The organism is Streptomyces sp. NPDC057280 (assembly GCF_042668605.1).
In the GTDB taxonomy this organism is placed as follows: domain Bacteria; phylum Actinomycetota; class Actinomycetes; order Streptomycetales; family Streptomycetaceae; genus Streptomyces.
The window spans coordinates 245,261-262,350 of record NZ_JBHUYR010000007.1 but is presented as its reverse complement, the minus strand read 5'-3'; the positions used below and the strand labels follow the sequence as shown (position 1 = coordinate 262,350).

Below are 17,090 nucleotides of genomic sequence, written 5' to 3'. Positions count from 1 at the left end.
GGGGTTTACGTTCGCGAGGTTCGGCCGCGGCGCGGCCACGGCTGATGATGCCGTGCAGCAATGAGCGACGTTTCACGTGAAACACGATGCACAGCACTGGGAGCCGAACTGTCGCGACACTCCGGCATGCGTAGGTTTGGCAGCTTGTGTGGAGTACGTCTCGTCGTCAGGACGGATCAGCGACGACCGCGTCCCCACCCGCTCGCGACAGCGACTCAGCTATCCGCGACGGCGCCGCGCTCGCCCCGTACGGGCCGCCTTCGCCCGCTTGGCCGCGAACCGGACCCCGCCAGGGCTCTCCCCGACCTCGACACGGACGACCGTGGACAGGGGATCCACGACACCTTCACCCACCTGGAGCACAGATGTCTCCACAGCACCCAGCTTGCTCAGCGCCGTGGAGGCCGCCTTGAGCTCCTCCTCGGCGGTGTCGCCCTTGAGGGCGAGCATCTCGCCGTACGGGCGCAGCAGCGGAACGCCCCACGTGGCCAGCCGGTCCAGCGGCGCCACGGCCCGTGCCGTCACCACGTGCACCGGCGGCAGCTTGCCCATGACCTCCTCGGCTCGGCCCCGCATGACGGTCACATGGTCCAGGCCGAGCAGTTCCACGACCTCGGTCAGGAAGGTCGTACGCCGCAGCAGGGGCTCCAGGAGCGTGATCTTCAGGTCGGGCCGGACCAGCGCCAGGGGAATGCCCGGGAGGCCGGCGCCCGAGCCGACGTCGCAGACGGTCACGCCCTCGGGGACGACTTCAGAGAGCACCGCGCAGTTCAACAGGTGCCGTTCCCACAGCCGGGGCACCTCGCGCGGGCCGATCAGACCGCGCTGCACGCCCGCCTCAGCGAGCAGTTCCGCGTACCGGACCGCGTCCGCGTAGCGATCACCAAACACCGTGCGCGCCTGCTCGGGCGCAGGGGGGAGCTCCGCTGCCTCCGTCACGGGAACCGTCCTTCCGTACCGCGATGGGCGCTCACGGCGCCGATCACCACAACCACCATGAACTATCAGGCTGACAAAGTCCGGCCCCGTCTGCCGGGCAGACGGGGCCGGAGGAACCTACGGTCCGATCAGGCAGGCAGTACGACGACGAAGCGCTGCGGCTCCTCGCCCTCGGACTCGCTGCGCAGACCGGCAGCCTTGACGGCGTCGTGGACGACCTTGCGCTCGAACGGCGTCATCGGCTTGAGCTTCACGGGCTCGCCGCTGCTCTTGACCTCGGCGGCGGCCTTGGCACCCAGCTCGGAGAGCTCGGCACGCTTCTTGGCCCGGTAGCCCGCGATGTCCAGCATCAGGCGGCTGCGGTCGCCGGTCTCCCGGTGCACGGCCAGGCGGGTGAGCTCCTGGAGGGCCTCGAGCACCTCGCCGTCCCGGCCGACCAGCTTCTGCAGGTCGCGGCTGCCGGCGTCGCTGATGATCGAGACAGCGGCGCGGTCGGCCTCGACGTCCATGTCGATGTCGCCGTCGAGATCGGCGATGTCCAGCAGACCCTCGAGGTAGTCCGCCGCGATCTCGCCCTCCTGCTCCAGGCGGGTCAGGGTGTCTGCACCCTCGGCAGCGGCGGAGGTGGTGCCTTCCGTCACGGGTTGGACTCCTTCTTACTTCTTGGACGGGGACTTGGGCCGCTGCGGGCCCTTGCGCTGTCCGGACTGGGCCTTGCTGCGGGTACCGGCGCCGGGCTGCTGCTTCTGAGCGGCCTTCTTGGCGGGGGCGGGCTTGGCGTCTTCGGGCTCGTCGTCGGACTTGCTCAGCGAGGTGGGCTCACCGGCAGGCTTCGCCGCACCGGCGCCGGCGGCGCCGCCCGACTGCCGCTGGGACTTGCTCTGCCGCTTGGGCTGCTGGCGCTTCGCAGTGCCGGTGCCACCGGTGGTCGGCGTACCGTCCTCGGCCTGGGCGGCGGCCTGGCTCTCGCTCTTGATCACAGCGCCGTCGGCCTGGGCGGCGAGACCGGCCTTGCTCAGGGCGTTGATGAACTTGCGCTCGAACTCGTTGCGGTCGCGGCCCTTGGCGACGATCGCCTTGACGATGGTCTTCTCGCTGCGGCGGCGGACCTTGCCGTGGTGCGTGACGTGCTTGGTCAGACGCTCCAGGTAGGCGGCCTGGGCCTTGGAACCCGGGGTCGGGTTGTTGTGGATGACGTACATCTGCTGGCCCATGGTCCACACGTTGGTGGTCAGCCAGTAGACGAGGACACCGACCGGGAAGTTGATGCCGAAGACGGCGAACATGACCGGGAAGACGTACATCAGCATCTTCTGCTGCTGCATGAACGGCGTCTTCACCGTGGTGTCGACGTTCTTCGTCATCAGCTGGCGCTGGGTGAAGAACTGCGAGGCCGACATCATGACGATCATGACCGCGGTGACGATGCGGACCGTGGTCAGCGAGGCGTCGAGGGCCGAGACGTCGGCGGCGCTGTCGGTGAACTTCGCCGCCAGCGGGGCACCGAAGATGTGCGCCTTCTGGGCGCTCGCCAGCAGGCTCTCGTTGATGACACCGATGGTGTCGTTGTTCGCGATGCCGTTGAGCACGTGGTACAGGGCGAAGAAGAACGGCGACTGCGCCAGGATGGGAAGGCACGAGGAGAGCGGGTTGGTGCCCGTCTCCTTGTACAGCTTCATCATCTCTTCGGACTGGCGCTGCTTGTCGTTCTTGTAGCGCTCCTGGATCTTCTTCATCTCGGGCTGCAGCGTCTGCATGGCCCGAGTCGACTTGATCTGCTTCACGAAGAGCGGGATCAGGCAGATACGGATCAGGATCACCAGGGACACGATCGACAGGCCCCAGGCCCAGCCGGTGTCAGGGCCGAAGATGGCGCCGTACACCTTGTGGAACTGGACGATGACCCAGGAGACCGGTGTCGTGATGAAGCTGAACAGGCTGGCAATCGTGTCCACTAATCATGCTCCTTGGGCATGGGACGGAGTCTCTGCGGCCGGGCTCGAAGGAGGATTCTCTTCGGTGGTCGAAGAGGGATTCTCCTCGGTGGCCGTTTCGGCGGCGGAGTGCCCGCCCCTGCGTGCACGCCAGGCGTCACGCAGCATTTCGTGCCACCGCGGGCGCTTGCGGGGCGGGACATGGTCCACGCCTCCCAACGACCACGGATTGCAGCGCAGGATGCGCCAGGCGGTGAGCGCCGTGCCCTTGATCGCACCGTGCCGGTCGATGGCCGTGTAGCCGTAGTGGGAGCACGACGGGTAGTACTTGCACACGGGCCCCAGCAGCGGACTGATCGTCCACTGGTACAGCTTGATCAGAGCCAGCAGCGGGTACTTCATCGCGCGCCCCCTCCCAGCAGCCGCTCGATGGCGGCATCCAGGTCTCGGGCCAGCTGTGCATGGTCGGCGTCACCCGCACCGGGCAGCGCTCGTACGACTACCAGGCTACCGGGGGGCAGCAGGTCGACCCGGTCGCGCATCAGATGGCGAAGCCTGCGCTTCACCTTGTTGCGCACCACCGCACCGCCCACAGCCTTGCTCACGACGAAACCCGCACGCGTCGGGGGAGCGCTCTCCCCAGGCGCGTGCGGGTCCGTTGCACCGCTACGAAGATGGACTACGAGGGACGGGCGGCCGGCCCGGCGCCCTCGTCGTACCGCGGTCGCGAAGTCCTCGCGCCGCCTCAGCCGGTTCTCGGTGGGCAGCACGACGGCATGACCTGACCGGAATCAGGCGGACAGGCTGGCGCGACCCTTGGCACGGCGGTTCGCGAGAATCGCGCGACCGGCACGGGTGCGCATCCGCAGGCGGAAGCCGTGGGTCTTGGCGCGACGGCGGTTGTTCGGCTGGAAGGTGCGCTTGCTCACTCGGGGGCTCCAGAAATCAAATCGGTGGTGGCGGGTGCCGTCCTGGCTGTCACCGTGCGCCCACGAGTAGCTCTCGCTTACGCCCGAGTGCACCGCTTCCCGATCACCTGACGCGATCTGTGCCCATCGGAGGCAGGCGGCAGCAGCCATCGACAACTCGACCTGGTTACGGTACGCGCGGCTACGCCATCCGGTCAAACCAGCCGCCTCCGGGAGACACTATCCACAGCCTGGGGACAACAACTTGAACCGCACCCGTCGCCCTGACTACCGTGGCTGAACTCCGATTCGTTCCTTTGTCCCCCGCGCCCCGCGGTGTAGATCCCGACCCGTCCCACCATCACACGTTCGTGGGACCTGTGAGAGAGCGTGCCCTGTGGCTGACGTACCTGCCGATCTTGCCGCAGTGTGGCCACGAGTACTGGAGCAACTCCTCGGCGAAGGCCGCGGGCAGGGCGTGGAGGTCAAGGACGAGCACTGGATCCGCCGCTGCCAGCCGCTGGCGCTGGTCGCGGACACCGCGCTGCTCGCCGTACCGAACGAGTTTGCGAAGGGCGTCCTCGAAGGCCGCCTCGCCCCGATCGTCAGCGACACCCTGAGCCGCGAGTGCGGCCGCCCGATCCGGATCGCGATCACCGTCGACGACTCCGCCGGCGAGCCCCCGTCCCCGCCGGCACCCCAGCCCGCGCGCCCCCAGCAGCCGCGTTACGAGGAGCCCGAGCTCCCCGCCGGCCCGTACGACAACCAGTACGACAACGGCAACCAGTACGAGGGCTACGGCCGCCACCGCGCGGACGACCGCCACCGGGGCGACGACCGCCAGCCGGGCCGCCCCGAACAGCTCCCCGGCGGCCCCGGCGACCAGCTGCCCAGCGCCCGCCCCGCCTACCCGGGCGAGTACCAGCGTCCCGAGCCCGGCGCCTGGCCCCGGCCGCAGCAGGACGAGTACAGCTGGCAGCAGCCACGGCTCGGCTTCCCGGAGCGGGACCCCTACGCGACCCCGCCCGCGCAGGATGCGTACGGCCAGGAGCCCTACCCCAAGGACTCCTACGCCTCGCCGACGCAGGACTACCGCCCGCAGCCGATGGACCGCCCGTCCTACGACGGCCAGCGATCCGACTACGAGCAGCAGCGCGCGGACTACGACCAGCCCCGGCGCGACGACTACGACCAGCCCGGCCCCAGGCGTGACGACTACGACCAGCAGGGCCCGCGCCGCGACGACTACGACCAGCCCGGTCGCCGCCGTGACCTGCCCGAGCCCCCCTCCGGCAGCGGGCACTCCCACCGCGGCGGTGCCGGCGGCTCCACCCTGCCCTCGGCCGGCGGCGCCCCCGGCCCGCTGGCCGCGCAGCCCGCGCCGGCGAGCGGCCCCGGTGAGCCCACCGCCCGACTGAACCCGAAGTACCTCTTCGACACGTTCGTCATCGGCGCCTCCAACCGCTTCGCGCACGCGGCCGCGGTGGCCGTCGCCGAGGCGCCCGCGAAGGCGTACAACCCCCTGTTCATCTACGGGGAGTCGGGACTCGGCAAGACGCACCTGCTGCACGCGATCGGTCACTACGCGCGGAGTCTGTATCCCGGCACGCGCGTGCGCTACGTGAGCTCGGAGGAGTTCACCAACGAGTTCATCAACTCCATCCGCGACGGCAAGGGCGACAGCTTCCGCAAGCGGTACCGGGAGATGGACATCCTGCTCGTCGACGACATCCAGTTCCTCGCGGACAAGGAGTCGACGCAGGAGGAGTTCTTCCACACCTTCAACACGCTCCACAACGCGAACAAGCAGATCGTGCTCTCCAGCGACCGGCCGCCGAAGCAGCTGGTGACGCTGGAGGACCGGCTGCGGAACCGTTTCGAGTGGGGTCTGATCACCGACGTCCAGCCGCCCGAGCTGGAGACCCGGATCGCGATCCTGCGCAAGAAGGCGGTCCAGGAGCAGCTCAACGCCCCGCCGGAGGTGCTGGAGTTCATCGCCTCCCGGATCTCGCGGAACATCCGTGAGCTGGAGGGCGCGCTGATCCGGGTGACGGCGTTCGCGTCGCTCAACCGGCAGCCGGTGGACCTGGGCCTGACCGAGATCGTCCTCAAGGACCTGATCCCCGGCGGCGAGGACTCGGCGCCCGAGATCACCTCGACGGCGATCATGGGCGCGACGGCGGACTACTTCGGCCTGACCGTCGAGGACCTGTGCGGCACCTCGCGCGGACGCGCGCTGGTGACCGCCCGGCAGATCGCCATGTACCTGTGCCGCGAGCTGACGGACCTCTCGCTGCCGAAGATCGGCGCGCTGTTCGGCGGCCGCGACCACACGACCGTCATGCACGCGGACCGCAAGATCCGCAATCTGATGGCCGAGCGGCGCTCCATCTACAACCAGGTGACGGAGCTGACGAACCGCATCAAGAACGGCTGACACAGGTCGGCGCAGGCGTACGCACGGCGCTCAGGGCGCTCCGGGACACGGTCCCGGGGCGCCCTTCGTCATGCCGCCCCAGGAGGTCCAGGAGAGCGTTCGTCATGCCGCCCCAGGAGGCCCAGGACGGCGCTCGTCCTGCCGCGACGCCCACGGACGCCGTCCGCGCCGTCACGTCCTCGTAGCCGCACGTTCGATTACCTGCCGAGTTACGGCCTCCCTCCACAGATTCACCGACTTTCTGCCGTCCACATCCTGGGGACTGTGAAGTTGTCCAGATCGCCGTCCACAGGAGGGCTGTTGAAAGGCCATCAGGCCAGGTCAAGTGGTTGTGGATTCGTGGACGAGCGATCTCCACAGACTGTGGACGACGAAAAGATCCACAGGCTGTGCATCGAGTTGTCCACCGGCAACCCACAGGCTGAGCCAGGTTGTCCCCAGCGATCCCCAGCTTCTCCACATGGCTATCCACTGTTCGGCAACGCGACGCGGCTGCTCACCGTGTCGAGTGAAAGGCGTCACACGAAGGTGCCGGGTTGGGGTGTGGGAAACGCGGGTAAAGCTGGGGACGCAGCTGGGGAGAACTCGGCTCAACCTGTGCACGGGGTGTGCAGAACTTTCTGTTCTCCACAGACACCCCGAGTTGTCCACCGCCTCCGCCCACAGGGCCCGTGGACAAAATTTCCGGTCTGACCTGCGAAAACGAAGTTATCCACGGTATCCACAGCCCCTACTACTACTCCCAACTAGAGAGAGCTGGGAATCCGTTTCGAAGGGGGTCCTGTGCACAACTCGCTGTCCGGCTCCCGACTGCCCCTCGTCACGACTTGACCCCGAGAGGCACCTACTGTCAGTGGGGTGCGTCAGACTGTTCCCCGGTGTCCTTCCCCTCACAGGGGCCGACGACACCGAGACAGACGACGAGGCCAGGCAGAGCGAAGCGCCGGCAACAGCAGGAGGCGGCAACAGTGAAGATCCGGGTGGAACGCGACGTACTCGCGGAGGCAGTGGCCTGGGCGGCACGCAGCCTCCCGGCCCGTCCGCCGGCGCCTGTCCTCGCCGGCCTTCTGCTGAAGGCCGAGGACGGCCAGCTGAGCCTGTCCAGCTTCGACTACGAGGTCTCCGCGCGGGTGAGCGTCGAGGCCGAGGTCGAGGAGGAGGGCACGGTCCTGGTCTCCGGCCGCCTGCTCGCCGACATCTGCCGCGCCCTGCCCAACCGCCCGGTGGAGATTTCCACAGACGGTGTACGGGCGACCGTGGTCTGCGGCTCCTCGCGGTTCACCCTCCACACCCTGCCGGTGGAGGAGTACCCGGCGCTGCCGCAGATGCCGACCGCGACCGGCACCGTCCCCGGTGAGGTCTTCGCCTCCGCCGCCGCCCAGGTCGCCATCGCGGCCGGACGCGACGACACGCTGCCGGTGCTGACCGGTGTGCGCATCGAGATCGAGGGCGACACCGTCACGCTGGCCTCCACCGACCGCTACCGCTTCGCGGTCCGCGAGTTCCTGTGGAAGCCGGAGAACCCCGAGGCGTCCGCGGTGGCCCTGGTGCCCGCCAAGACGCTCCTGGACACCGCCAAGGCCCTCACGAGCGGCGACAGCGTCACCCTGGCGCTCTCCGGCTCGGGCGCGGGCGAGGGCCTCATCGGTTTCGAGGGCGCGGGCCGGCGTACCACCACGCGTCTGCTCGAGGGCGACCTCCCGAAGTACCGCACGCTGTTCCCGACCGAGTTCAACTCCGTCGCCGTGATCGAGACGGCCCCCTTCGTGGAGGCCGTCAAGCGTGTGGCCCTGGTCGCCGAGCGCAACACCCCGGTGCGGCTGAGCTTCGAGCAGGGCGTGCTGATCCTGGAGGCCGGTTCCAGCGACGACGCACAGGCTGTGGAGCGCGTCGACGCCAACCTCGACGGCGACGACATCTCGATCGCCTTCAACCCGACGTTCCTGCTGGACGGCCTGAGCGCCATCGACTCCCCGGTCGCCCAGCTGTCCTTCACGACGTCCACGAAGCCCGCGCTGCTCAGCGGCAAGCCGGCCCTGGACGCGGAGGCGGACGAGGCCTACAAGTACCTGATCATGCCGGTGCGCCTGAGCGGCTGAGTCGGCGGAAGTTATCCCCAGGTTGTGGGCGCGAGGACCCTGGCCTGGGGAGAATCCGCAGGTGGGGGCGTACGTATGAGCGCGTATGCCCACAGGTGTGCGTGAGCGTCCGGGTTTAGGCTCGGACGTAGGTACGAAGGTGCCACACACGCCACAGCAACCTAAGGAACAACTGATGGAGCTCGGTCTCGTCGGCCTCGGCAAGATGGGCGGCAACATGCGCGAGCGGATCCGCCGCGCAGGCCACACCGTCATCGGATACGACCGCAACCCGGACCTCGCCGATGTCCACAGCCTGGAAGAGCTTGTGGGCAAGCTCAAGGGACCGCGCGTGGTCTGGGTGATGGTTCCGGCCGGCGCCCCGACCCAGTCGACCGTCGACGAGCTGGCCGAGCTCCTGGAGCCGGGTGACGTCGTCGTGGACGGCGGCAACTCCCGCTGGACGGACGACGAGAAGCACGCCGAGGAGCTCGCGGCCAAGGGCATCGGCTTCGTGGACTGCGGTGTCTCCGGCGGCGTGTGGGGCCTGGAGAACGGCTACGCGCTGATGTACGGCGGCGACGCGGAGAACGTCGCCAAGGTGCAGCCGGTCTTCGACGCGCTCAAGCCCGAGGGCGACTTCGGCTCGGTGCACGCCGGCAAGGTCGGCGCCGGGCACTTCGCGAAGATGGTCCACAACGGCATCGAGTACGCGATGATGCAGGCCTACGCCGAGGGCTGGGAGCTCCTGGAGAAGGTCGACTCCGTCACCGACGTGCGCGAGGTCTTCCGGTCCTGGCAGGAGGGGACGGTCATCCGTTCCTGGCTGCTGGACCTGGCCGTCAACGCCCTCGACGAGGACGAGCACCTGGACAAGCTGCGCGGCTACGCACAGGACTCCGGTGAGGGCCGCTGGACCGTGGAGGCCGCCATCGACAACGCGGTACCGCTGCCGGCGATCACCGCGTCCCTGTTCGCGCGGTTCGCGTCCCGGCAGGACGACTCGCCGCAGATGAAGATGATCGCGGCGCTGCGCAACCAGTTCGGCGGCCACGCGGTCGAGAAGAAGTAATCCACAGGGCTGTTGAGAACGGTCCACAAGCTGGGGGAGGTCGGCGCCCGACCATGCACGTCACGCATCTGTCGCTGGCCGACTTCCGCTCGTACGCCCGGGTCGAAGTTCCGCTCGACCCGGGCGTCACGGCCTTCGTCGGCCCCAACGGGCAGGGCAAGACGAACCTGGTCGAGGCCGTCGGCTATCTCGCCACCCTCGGCAGCCACCGCGTCTCCTCCGACGCTCCCCTGGTCCGCATGGGCGCCGACCGTGCGATCGTCCGGGCGCAGGTCCGGCAGGGCGACCGGCAGCAGCTGATCGAGCTGGAGCTGAACCCGGGCAAGGCGAACCGCGCGCGCATCAACAGGTCGTCGCAGGTCAGGCCGCGTGATGTGCTCGGCATCCTCAGGACGGTCCTGTTCGCCCCCGAGGACCTCGCCCTGGTGAAGGGCGACCCAGGGGAGCGGCGGCGCTTCCTCGACGAGCTGATCACCGCCCGTTCCCCGCGCATGGCGGGCGTGCGCTCGGACTACGAGCGGGTCCTCAAGCAGCGCAACACCCTGCTGAAGTCGGCGGCGCTCGCGCGTCGGCACGGCGGCCGCTCGATGGACCTGTCCACGCTCGACGTGTGGGACCAGCACCTCGCGCGCGTGGGTGCCGAGCTGCTCGCCCAGCGGCTCGACCTGATCGCCGCGATCCAGCCGCTGGCCGACAAGGCGTACGAGCAGCTGGCGCCCGGCGGCGGCCCGATCGCCCTGGAGTACAAGCCGTCGGCTCCGGGTGAGGCGCACACGCGTGAGGATCTCTACGAGCAGCTGATGGCGGCGCTCGCGGAGGCCCGTAAGCAGGAGATCGAGCGCGGTGTCACCCTCGTGGGCCCCCACAGGGACGATCTGCTGCTCAAACTCGGTCAGCTGCCCGCCAAGGGCTACGCCTCGCACGGGGAGTCCTGGTCGTACGCGCTGGCGTTGCGGCTGGCGTCGTACGACCTGCTGCGCGCGGAGGGCAACGAGCCGGTGCTGATCCTCGACGACGTGTTCGCCGAGCTGGACACCCGGCGCCGGGAGCGGCTGGCGGAGCTGGTGGCGCCCGGGGAGCAGGTGCTGGTGACGGCGGCGGTCGACGACGACGTACCGCATCTGCTGGTGGGGGCGCGGTATGCGGTGTCCGGTGGGGTGGTGGAGCGCGCGTGAACGCCGAGGAGCCGAAGAAGCAGGCGCCCGAGCCGTCCGGCATCGACCTCGCGCGCGTGGCGCTGCGCGCGGCCAAGGAGCAGGCACGCGCGCGAGGGGACGCGGCGCAGCAGAAGAAGCAGGCGCGGCGGGGCGGTCTGCGCTCCGGCGCGCGCGCCGACGGGCGCGACCCGATGGCGCTGGGGTCGGCGATCAACCGGCTGATCAGTGAGCGGGGCTGGGAGGCGCCGGCGGCGGTCGGCGGGGTGATGGGGCGCTGGCCGGAGATCGTCGGAGAGAACCTCGCCAAGCACTGCGTGCCGCAGAAGTACGACGAGGACGAGCGGGTGCTGGTCGTGCAGTGCGACTCCACGGCGTGGGCGACCCAGCTGCGTCACCTCGCGCCCGCCCTGGTCGCCCGTCTCAATGAGGATCTGGGCCAGGGCAGTGTGCGGATGATCAAAGTGCTCAACCCCGGCGGGCCCCCGCGGCGCTACGGCCCCTTGCGTGCCCCGGGCAGCACAGGCCCTGGTGACACCTACGGATGAGCCCGCAAACCTGTGGGTGACAGACATCACATCGACGGCCGTCGGCGGTCCTCCGGGACCTTCGGCGGCCGTCGTGTCGTACACCCGCACGCGGTTGCGAATTGCGACCTGACTCCCAAGTAGCCAAGGGTTGACAGCCGGAAGCGCTGAGTGCCTCCGTGAGCCTCTTGGAGCCCCGCTCCGTATATGGGGACCCGGCGGAGCGGTATTTCGGGCGGCACATGAGGACTCAGGTACCGGCAAACCCCCATCACTGTCAGCGCTACCGGTAGACTGGAAGCCAATCCCGCCCCATTCGTGGGGACCGCCGGGACAAGCTGAGCAACGCTGATCAAGGCTTACCAACGCAACATGCCGCAGCCGCTCCGGCAACCCGCCGCCGAGCTTGGCTCGTGCTGTGCCAGAAAGGGCGCTTCGTGGCCGATTCCGGCAACCCCAACGAGAACATCCCGTCCACCGACGCCGGCGCGAACGGCGAGGTCACCGCTTCGTACGACGCCAGCGCCATCACCGTCCTCGAGGGTCTGGACGCGGTCCGCAAGCGACCCGGTATGTACATCGGTTCCACCGGTGAGCGCGGTCTGCACCACCTCGTGTACGAGGTCGTCGACAACTCCGTCGACGAGGCGCTGGCCGGGCACGCGGACACGATCGACGTGACGATCCTGGCCGACGGCGGCGTGCGCGTCGTGGACAACGGCCGTGGCATCCCGGTGGGCATTGTCCCGTCCGAGGGCAAGCCCGCCGTCGAGGTCGTGCTGACCGTGCTGCACGCGGGCGGCAAGTTCGGCGGCGGCGGTTACGCCGTCTCCGGTGGTCTGCACGGCGTGGGTGTGTCCGTCGTGAACGCGCTGTCGTCGAAGGTCGCCGTCGAGGTCAGGACCGACGGCCACCGCTGGACGCAGGACTACAAGATGGGCGTCCCGACCGCGGCCCTCGCCAAGCACGAGGCCACGGACGAGACCGGCACCTCGGTCACCTTCTGGGCCGACGGCGACATCTTCGAGACCACGGAGTACTCCTTCGAGACGCTGTCGCGGCGTTTCCAGGAGATGGCGTTCCTCAACAAGGGTTTGACGATCAAACTCACTGACGAGCGCGAGTCGGCGAAGGCCACCTCCGGTGCGGACGAGGCCGGCGCCGACGAGAAGGCCGAGGTCAAGCACGTCACGTACCACTACGAAGGCGGCATCGTCGACTTCGTGAAGTACCTGAACTCCCGCAAGGGCGACCTGGTGCACCCCACGGTCATCGACCTGGAGGCCGAGGACAAGGACAAGAGCCTGTCCCTCGAGGTCGCGATGCAGTGGAACACGGGCTACAGCGAGGGCGTGTACTCCTTCGCGAACATCATCCACACCCACGAGGGCGGTACGCACGAGGAGGGCTTCCGTGCGGCGCTGACCTCGCTCATCAACAAGTACGCGCGCGACAAGAAGCTGCTCCGCGAGAAGGACGACAACCTCACGGGTGACGACATCCGCGAGGGTCTGACGGCGATCATCTCGGTGAAGCTGAGCGAGCCGCAGTTCGAGGGCCAGACGAAGACCAAGCTGGGCAACACGGAGGCGAAGACCTTCGTGCAGAAGGCCGTCTACGAGCACCTCAACGACTGGCTGGACCGCAACCCGGTCGAGGCCGCGGACATCATCCGCAAGGGCATCCAGGCGGCCACCGCGCGCGTGGCGGCCCGCAAGGCGCGCGACCTGACCCGTCGCAAGGGCCTGCTCGAGTCGGCGTCCCTGCCGGGCAAGCTCTCCGACTGCCAGTCGAACGACCCGACCAAGTGCGAGATCTTCATCGTCGAGGGTGACTCCGCCGGCGGCTCGGCCAAGTCCGGCCGCAACCCGCAGTACCAGGCGATCCTCCCGATCCGAGGCAAGATCCTCAACGTCGAGAAGGCGCGGATCGACAAGATCCTGCAGAACCAGGAGATCCAGGCGCTGATCTCGGCCTTCGGCACGGGTGTGCACGAGGACTTCGACATCGAGAAGCTCCGCTATCACAAGATCATCCTGATGGCGGACGCCGACGTCGACGGTCAGCACATCTCCACCCTGCTGCTCACCTTCCTGTTCCGCTTCATGCGGCCGCTGGTCGAGGCCGGGCACGTGTACCTCTCCCGTCCGCCGCTCTACAAGATCAAGTGGGGCCGGGACGACATCGAGTACGCCTACTCGGACCGCGAGCGCGACGCCCTGCTGGAGATGGGCCGCCAGCGCGGCAAGCGGGTCCGTGAGGACTCCATCCAGCGCTTCAAGGGTCTCGGCGAGATGAACGCCGAGGAGCTGCGCGTGACGACCATGGACGTCGAGCACCGCGTCCTCGGCCAGGTCACCCTCGACGACGCCGCCCAGGCCGACGACCTGTTCTCGGTCCTCATGGGCGAGGACGTCGAGGCCCGCCGCGCGTTCATCCAGCGCAACGCCAAGGACGTCCGCTTCCTCGACATCTGAGTCGGTCTCAGCTGACCGCACCAGGAAGGATCTTCACCAGCAATGGCCGACGAGAACACTCCTGTCACCCCTGAAGAGGGCGGCGACGTCGTCATGCGGATCGAGCCCGTCGGGCTCGAGACCGAGATGCAGCGCTCGTACCTCGACTACGCGATGTCCGTCATCGTGGCCCGCGCCCTGCCGGACGTCCGGGACGGTCTCAAGCCCGTCCACCGCCGCGTCCTGTACGCGATGTACGACGGCGGCTACCGCCCCGAGCGCGGCTTCTACAAGTGCGCCCGCGTGGTCGGCGACGTCATGGGCAACTACCACCCGCACGGCGACTCCTCGATCTACGACGCCCTGGTGCGTCTCGCCCAGCCGTGGTCGATGCGCATGCCGCTCGTCGACTCCAACGGCAACTTCGGCTCCCCGGGCAACGACCCGGCGGCCGCCATGCGCTACACCGAGTGCAAGATGGCGCCGCTGTCGATGGAGATGGTCCGTGACATCGACGAGGAGACCGTCGACTTCACGGACAACTACGACGGCCGCTCCCAGGAGCCGACCGTCCTGCCGGCCCGCTTCCCGAACCTGCTGATCAACGGCTCGGCCGGGATCGCGGTCGGCATGGCGACCAACATCCCGCCGCACAACCTGCGCGAGGTCGCGGCCGGTGCCCAGTGGTACCTGGAGAACCCGGAGGCCTCGCACGAGGAGCTCCTGGACGCGCTCATCGAGCGCATCAAGGGCCCCGACTTCCCGACCGGCGCGCTGGTCGTCGGCCGCAAGGGCATCGAGGAGGCGTACCGCACGGGCCGCGGCTCGATCACCATGCGGGCGGTCGTCGCGGTCGAGGAGATCCAGAACCGCCAGTGCCTGGTGGTCACGGAGCTGCCGTACCAGACCAACCCCGACAACCTCGCGCAGAAGATCGCCGACCTGGTGAAGGACGGCAAGGTCGGCGGCATCGCGGACGTCCGCGACGAGTCCAGCTCGCGCACCGGCCAGCGCCTGGTCATCGTCCTGAAGCGGGACGCGGTCGCCAAGGTCGTCCTGAACAACCTGTACAAGCACACGGATCTGCAGTCGAACTTCAGCGCCAACATGCTGGCCCTGGTCGACGGCGTGCCGCGCACCCTCTCGCTGGACGCGTTCATCCGCCACTGGGTGACGCACCAGATCGAGGTCATCGTCCGCCGGACCAGGTTCCGGCTGCGCAAGGCCGAGGAGCGGGCGCACATCCTGCGCGGTCTGCTCAAGGCGCTGGACGCCATCGACGAGGTCATCGCGCTCATCCGGGCCAGTGACACGGTCGACATCGCGCGCACGGGCTTGATGGACCTCCTCCAGATCGACGAGATCCAGGCCAACGCCATCCTCGAGATGCAGCTGCGCCGGCTCGCCGCCCTGGAGCGCCAGAAGATCATCCAGGAGCACGACGAACTCCAGGCGAAGATCACGGAGTACAACGAGATCCTGGCCTCGCCGGTCCGCCAGCGCGGCATCGTCAGCGAGGAACTCGCCGCGCTCGTCGAGAAGTACGGCGACGACCGCAAGACCATGCTGGTGCCCTACGACGGTGACATGTCCATCGAGGACCTGATCGCCGAGGAGGACATCGTCGTCACCGTCACGCGCGGCGGCTACGTCAAGCGCACCAAGACGGACGACTACCGGGCGCAGAAGCGCGGCGGCAAGGGCGTGCGGGGCACGAAGCTCAAGGAAGACGACATCGTCGACCACTTCTTCGTCTCCACCACCCACCACTGGCTGCTGTTCTTCACCAACAAGGGCCGCGTCTACCGGGCGAAGGCGTACGAGCTTCCCGACGCCGGGCGTGACGCGCGTGGACAGCACGTCGCCAACCTGCTGGCCTTCCAGCCGGACGAGTCGATCGCCGAGATCCTCGCCATCCGCAACTACGAGGTGGCGCCGTATCTGATCCTGGCCACCAAGGGCGGTCTGGTGAAGAAGACGGCTCTGAAGGATTACGATTCGCCGCGTTCCGGAGGTGTCATCGCGATCAACCTCCGGGAAACGGACGACGGTTCGGACGACGAACTGATCGGAGCCGAACTCGTTTCGGCCGACGATGATCTGCTTCTGATCAGCAAGAAGGCGCAGTCGATCAGGTTCACGGCCACGGACGAAGCACTCCGTCCCATGGGCCGCGCGACCTCGGGTGTCAAGGGCATGAGTTTCCGTGAGGGAGACGAGCTGCTCTCGATGAATGTTGTTCGACCCGGTACGTTCGTGTTCACTGCCACAGACGGTGGGTACGCGAAGCGGACCGCCGTCGACGAGTACCGCGTCCAGGGTCGCGGCGGCCTCGGCATCAAGGCCGCCAAGATCGTGGAGGACCGGGGTTCTCTCGTCGGCGCGCTGGTGGTCGAGGAGACCGATGAGATCCTCGCCATCACACTGGGCGGCGGTGTGATTCGTACGCGAGTCAACGAGGTCAGGGAGACGGGCCGTGACACCATGGGCGTCCAACTGATCAACCTGGGCAAGCGCGATGCCGTCGTCGGTATCGCACGTAACGCCGAGGCGGGGCGCGAGGCGGAGGAGGTCGACGGCGAGGACGCCGTCGACGAGACCGCCGAAGACGCCGCGACCACCGGCACGGACGAGGGTGAGGCGCCCTCGGCCGAGTAGCACGAGGAGTGAGTCACGTGAGCGGAGCCACGGGCGCCGGACCGTCCAGTACCCCTTCCGGTACGGACACGGACGACGGCGGTCGTGGCTCCGCCGCGCGTACGAACGCTGCGCGTACGACCGACGCGCACGCCACGGACGGGCGGGGCACGGACGGGCGGGCGACAGATTCGCACACGACCCAGCTCAAGGCGATCAAGGTGCCCGCCAAGGACTCTCCCTCGCCCGACGCACCTGGATCACAGGGGGGAACTGTGACGGACACCCGAGGCCCGCAGACCCAGCAGTACGCGGCCGGCGCGGGCCCGGCTGCTCCGGGCCCGCAGCCGCAGCCGCCGGCCCAGCAGCCGCCGTCGCCGCTGCCGGGGGAACGCCGGCCGGAACAGGCCGCGGGCCCTTACCACCCGCCGCAGGCCTACCCGGCGCAGGCCGCCGCCACCGGCGCCGTACGCCGGCCGCGCACCGGCGCGCGCACCATGCCGCGCACCCGCAAGGCGCGGCTGCGGGTGGCCAAGGCCGACCCGTGGTCGGTGATGAAGGTCAGCTTCCTGCTCTCCATCGCGCTCGGCATCTGCACGATCGTCGCGGCCGCCGTGCTGTGGATGGTCATGGACGCGATGGGCGTCTTCTCGACGGTCGGCGGCACCATCTCCGAGGCGACCGGCTCGAACGAGTCCAACGGCTTCGACCTGCAGTCGTTCCTCTCCCTGCCCAACGTCCTGATGTTCACGACGATCATCGCGGTCATCGACGTCGTCCTCGCGACGGCCCTCGCGACGCTCGGCGCGTTCATCTACAACCTCTCCGCGGGCTTCGTCGGCGGCGTCGAGCTGACGCTCGCCGAGGACGAGTAAGAGGACGGGTAAGCGGCCCTGACTATCGATTTTGGGACTGCCCCGGTCGTGCGCTAATCTTCAGGAGTCAGCG

Annotated in this window: 14 protein-coding genes; 8 read left to right on the top strand and 6 right to left on the bottom strand. The window is 68.5% G+C overall.

The window, feature by feature from the left end; genetic code table 11:
• Nucleotides 1-219: 219 nt before the first annotated feature.
• The 6 genes from rsmG to rpmH form a co-directional block, all read right to left on the bottom strand.
• A complete protein-coding gene (gene rsmG, locus ACFUO4_RS33555) occupies nucleotides 220-939 on the bottom strand; it encodes a 16S rRNA (guanine(527)-N(7))-methyltransferase RsmG (protein WP_079307549.1) in 720 nt (239 codons plus the stop codon).
• A 128-nt stretch (nucleotides 940-1,067) separates the two neighbouring features.
• Nucleotides 1,068-1,580, bottom strand: a complete 513-nt coding sequence (locus ACFUO4_RS33550) for a R3H domain-containing nucleic acid-binding protein (protein ID WP_079307551.1) — start codon at nucleotides 1,578-1,580, stop codon at nucleotides 1,068-1,070.
• A gap of 15 nt (nucleotides 1,581-1,595) precedes the next feature.
• Nucleotides 1,596-2,894, bottom strand: coding sequence for a membrane protein insertase YidC (gene yidC, locus ACFUO4_RS33545; RefSeq protein ID WP_383491902.1), 1,299 nt, complete (start codon nucleotides 2,892-2,894; stop codon nucleotides 1,596-1,598).
• Between the two features lie 3 nt (nucleotides 2,895-2,897).
• Nucleotides 2,898-3,275 (bottom strand): membrane protein insertion efficiency factor YidD, encoded by a 378-nt coding sequence (gene yidD / locus ACFUO4_RS33540; RefSeq protein WP_079307554.1) that lies wholly within the window; start codon nucleotides 3,273-3,275, stop codon nucleotides 2,898-2,900.
• A complete protein-coding gene (gene rnpA, locus ACFUO4_RS33535) occupies nucleotides 3,272-3,643 on the bottom strand; it encodes a ribonuclease P protein component (protein WP_079307556.1) in 372 nt (123 codons plus the stop codon). The genes yidD and rnpA overlap by 4 nt, the downstream gene beginning before the upstream one ends.
• Nucleotides 3,644-3,664: 21 nt before the next feature.
• Nucleotides 3,665-3,802, bottom strand: a complete 138-nt coding sequence (gene rpmH, locus ACFUO4_RS33530) for a 50S ribosomal protein L34 (protein WP_015659252.1) — start codon at nucleotides 3,800-3,802, stop codon at nucleotides 3,665-3,667.
• A gap of 376 nt (nucleotides 3,803-4,178) precedes the next feature.
• On the opposite strand from rpmH, the gene dnaA reads away from it, so the two are divergent.
• The 8 genes from dnaA to ACFUO4_RS33490 all read left to right on the top strand — a co-directional run bounded on the left by dnaA (nucleotide 4,179) and on the right by ACFUO4_RS33490 (nucleotide 17,017).
• On the top strand, nucleotides 4,179-6,218 hold the full coding sequence (gene dnaA, locus ACFUO4_RS33525) for a chromosomal replication initiator protein DnaA (RefSeq protein WP_079307558.1): 2,040 nt from the start codon (nucleotides 4,179-4,181) through the stop codon (nucleotides 6,216-6,218).
• Between the two features lie 968 nt (nucleotides 6,219-7,186).
• The gene (gene dnaN / locus ACFUO4_RS33520; RefSeq protein ID WP_126273083.1) at nucleotides 7,187-8,317 is read left to right on the top strand and encodes a DNA polymerase III subunit beta; all 1,131 of its coding nucleotides are present in this window, start codon (nucleotides 7,187-7,189) and stop codon (nucleotides 8,315-8,317) included.
• A 175-nt stretch (nucleotides 8,318-8,492) separates the two neighbouring features.
• Nucleotides 8,493-9,368 (top strand): phosphogluconate dehydrogenase (NAD(+)-dependent, decarboxylating), encoded by an 876-nt coding sequence (gnd, locus tag ACFUO4_RS33515; protein WP_079307560.1) that lies wholly within the window; start codon nucleotides 8,493-8,495, stop codon nucleotides 9,366-9,368.
• Nucleotides 9,369-9,421: 53 nt separating this feature from the next.
• Nucleotides 9,422-10,543 (top strand): DNA replication/repair protein RecF, encoded by a 1,122-nt coding sequence (gene recF, locus ACFUO4_RS33510; RefSeq protein ID WP_383491898.1) that lies wholly within the window; start codon nucleotides 9,422-9,424, stop codon nucleotides 10,541-10,543.
• Nucleotides 10,540-11,070 carry a DUF721 domain-containing protein gene (locus tag ACFUO4_RS33505; RefSeq protein ID WP_079307564.1) on the top strand — a complete coding sequence of 177 codons (531 nt, stop codon included), beginning with the start codon at nucleotides 10,540-10,542 and terminating at the stop codon, nucleotides 11,068-11,070. Before recF ends, ACFUO4_RS33505 begins: the two co-directional genes overlap by 4 nt.
• Before the next feature lie 392 nt (nucleotides 11,071-11,462).
• The gene (gene gyrB, locus ACFUO4_RS33500) at nucleotides 11,463-13,526 is read left to right on the top strand and encodes a DNA topoisomerase (ATP-hydrolyzing) subunit B (protein WP_079307566.1); all 2,064 of its coding nucleotides are present in this window, start codon (nucleotides 11,463-11,465) and stop codon (nucleotides 13,524-13,526) included.
• Between the two features lie 42 nt (nucleotides 13,527-13,568).
• The gene (gene gyrA / locus ACFUO4_RS33495; RefSeq protein ID WP_383491895.1) at nucleotides 13,569-16,163 is read left to right on the top strand and encodes a DNA gyrase subunit A; all 2,595 of its coding nucleotides are present in this window, start codon (nucleotides 13,569-13,571) and stop codon (nucleotides 16,161-16,163) included.
• A 17-nt stretch (nucleotides 16,164-16,180) separates the two neighbouring features.
• On the top strand, nucleotides 16,181-17,017 hold the full coding sequence (locus tag ACFUO4_RS33490; protein ID WP_383491893.1) for a DUF3566 domain-containing protein: 837 nt from the start codon (nucleotides 16,181-16,183) through the stop codon (nucleotides 17,015-17,017).
• The last annotated feature ends 73 nt before the right edge of the window (nucleotides 17,018-17,090 follow it).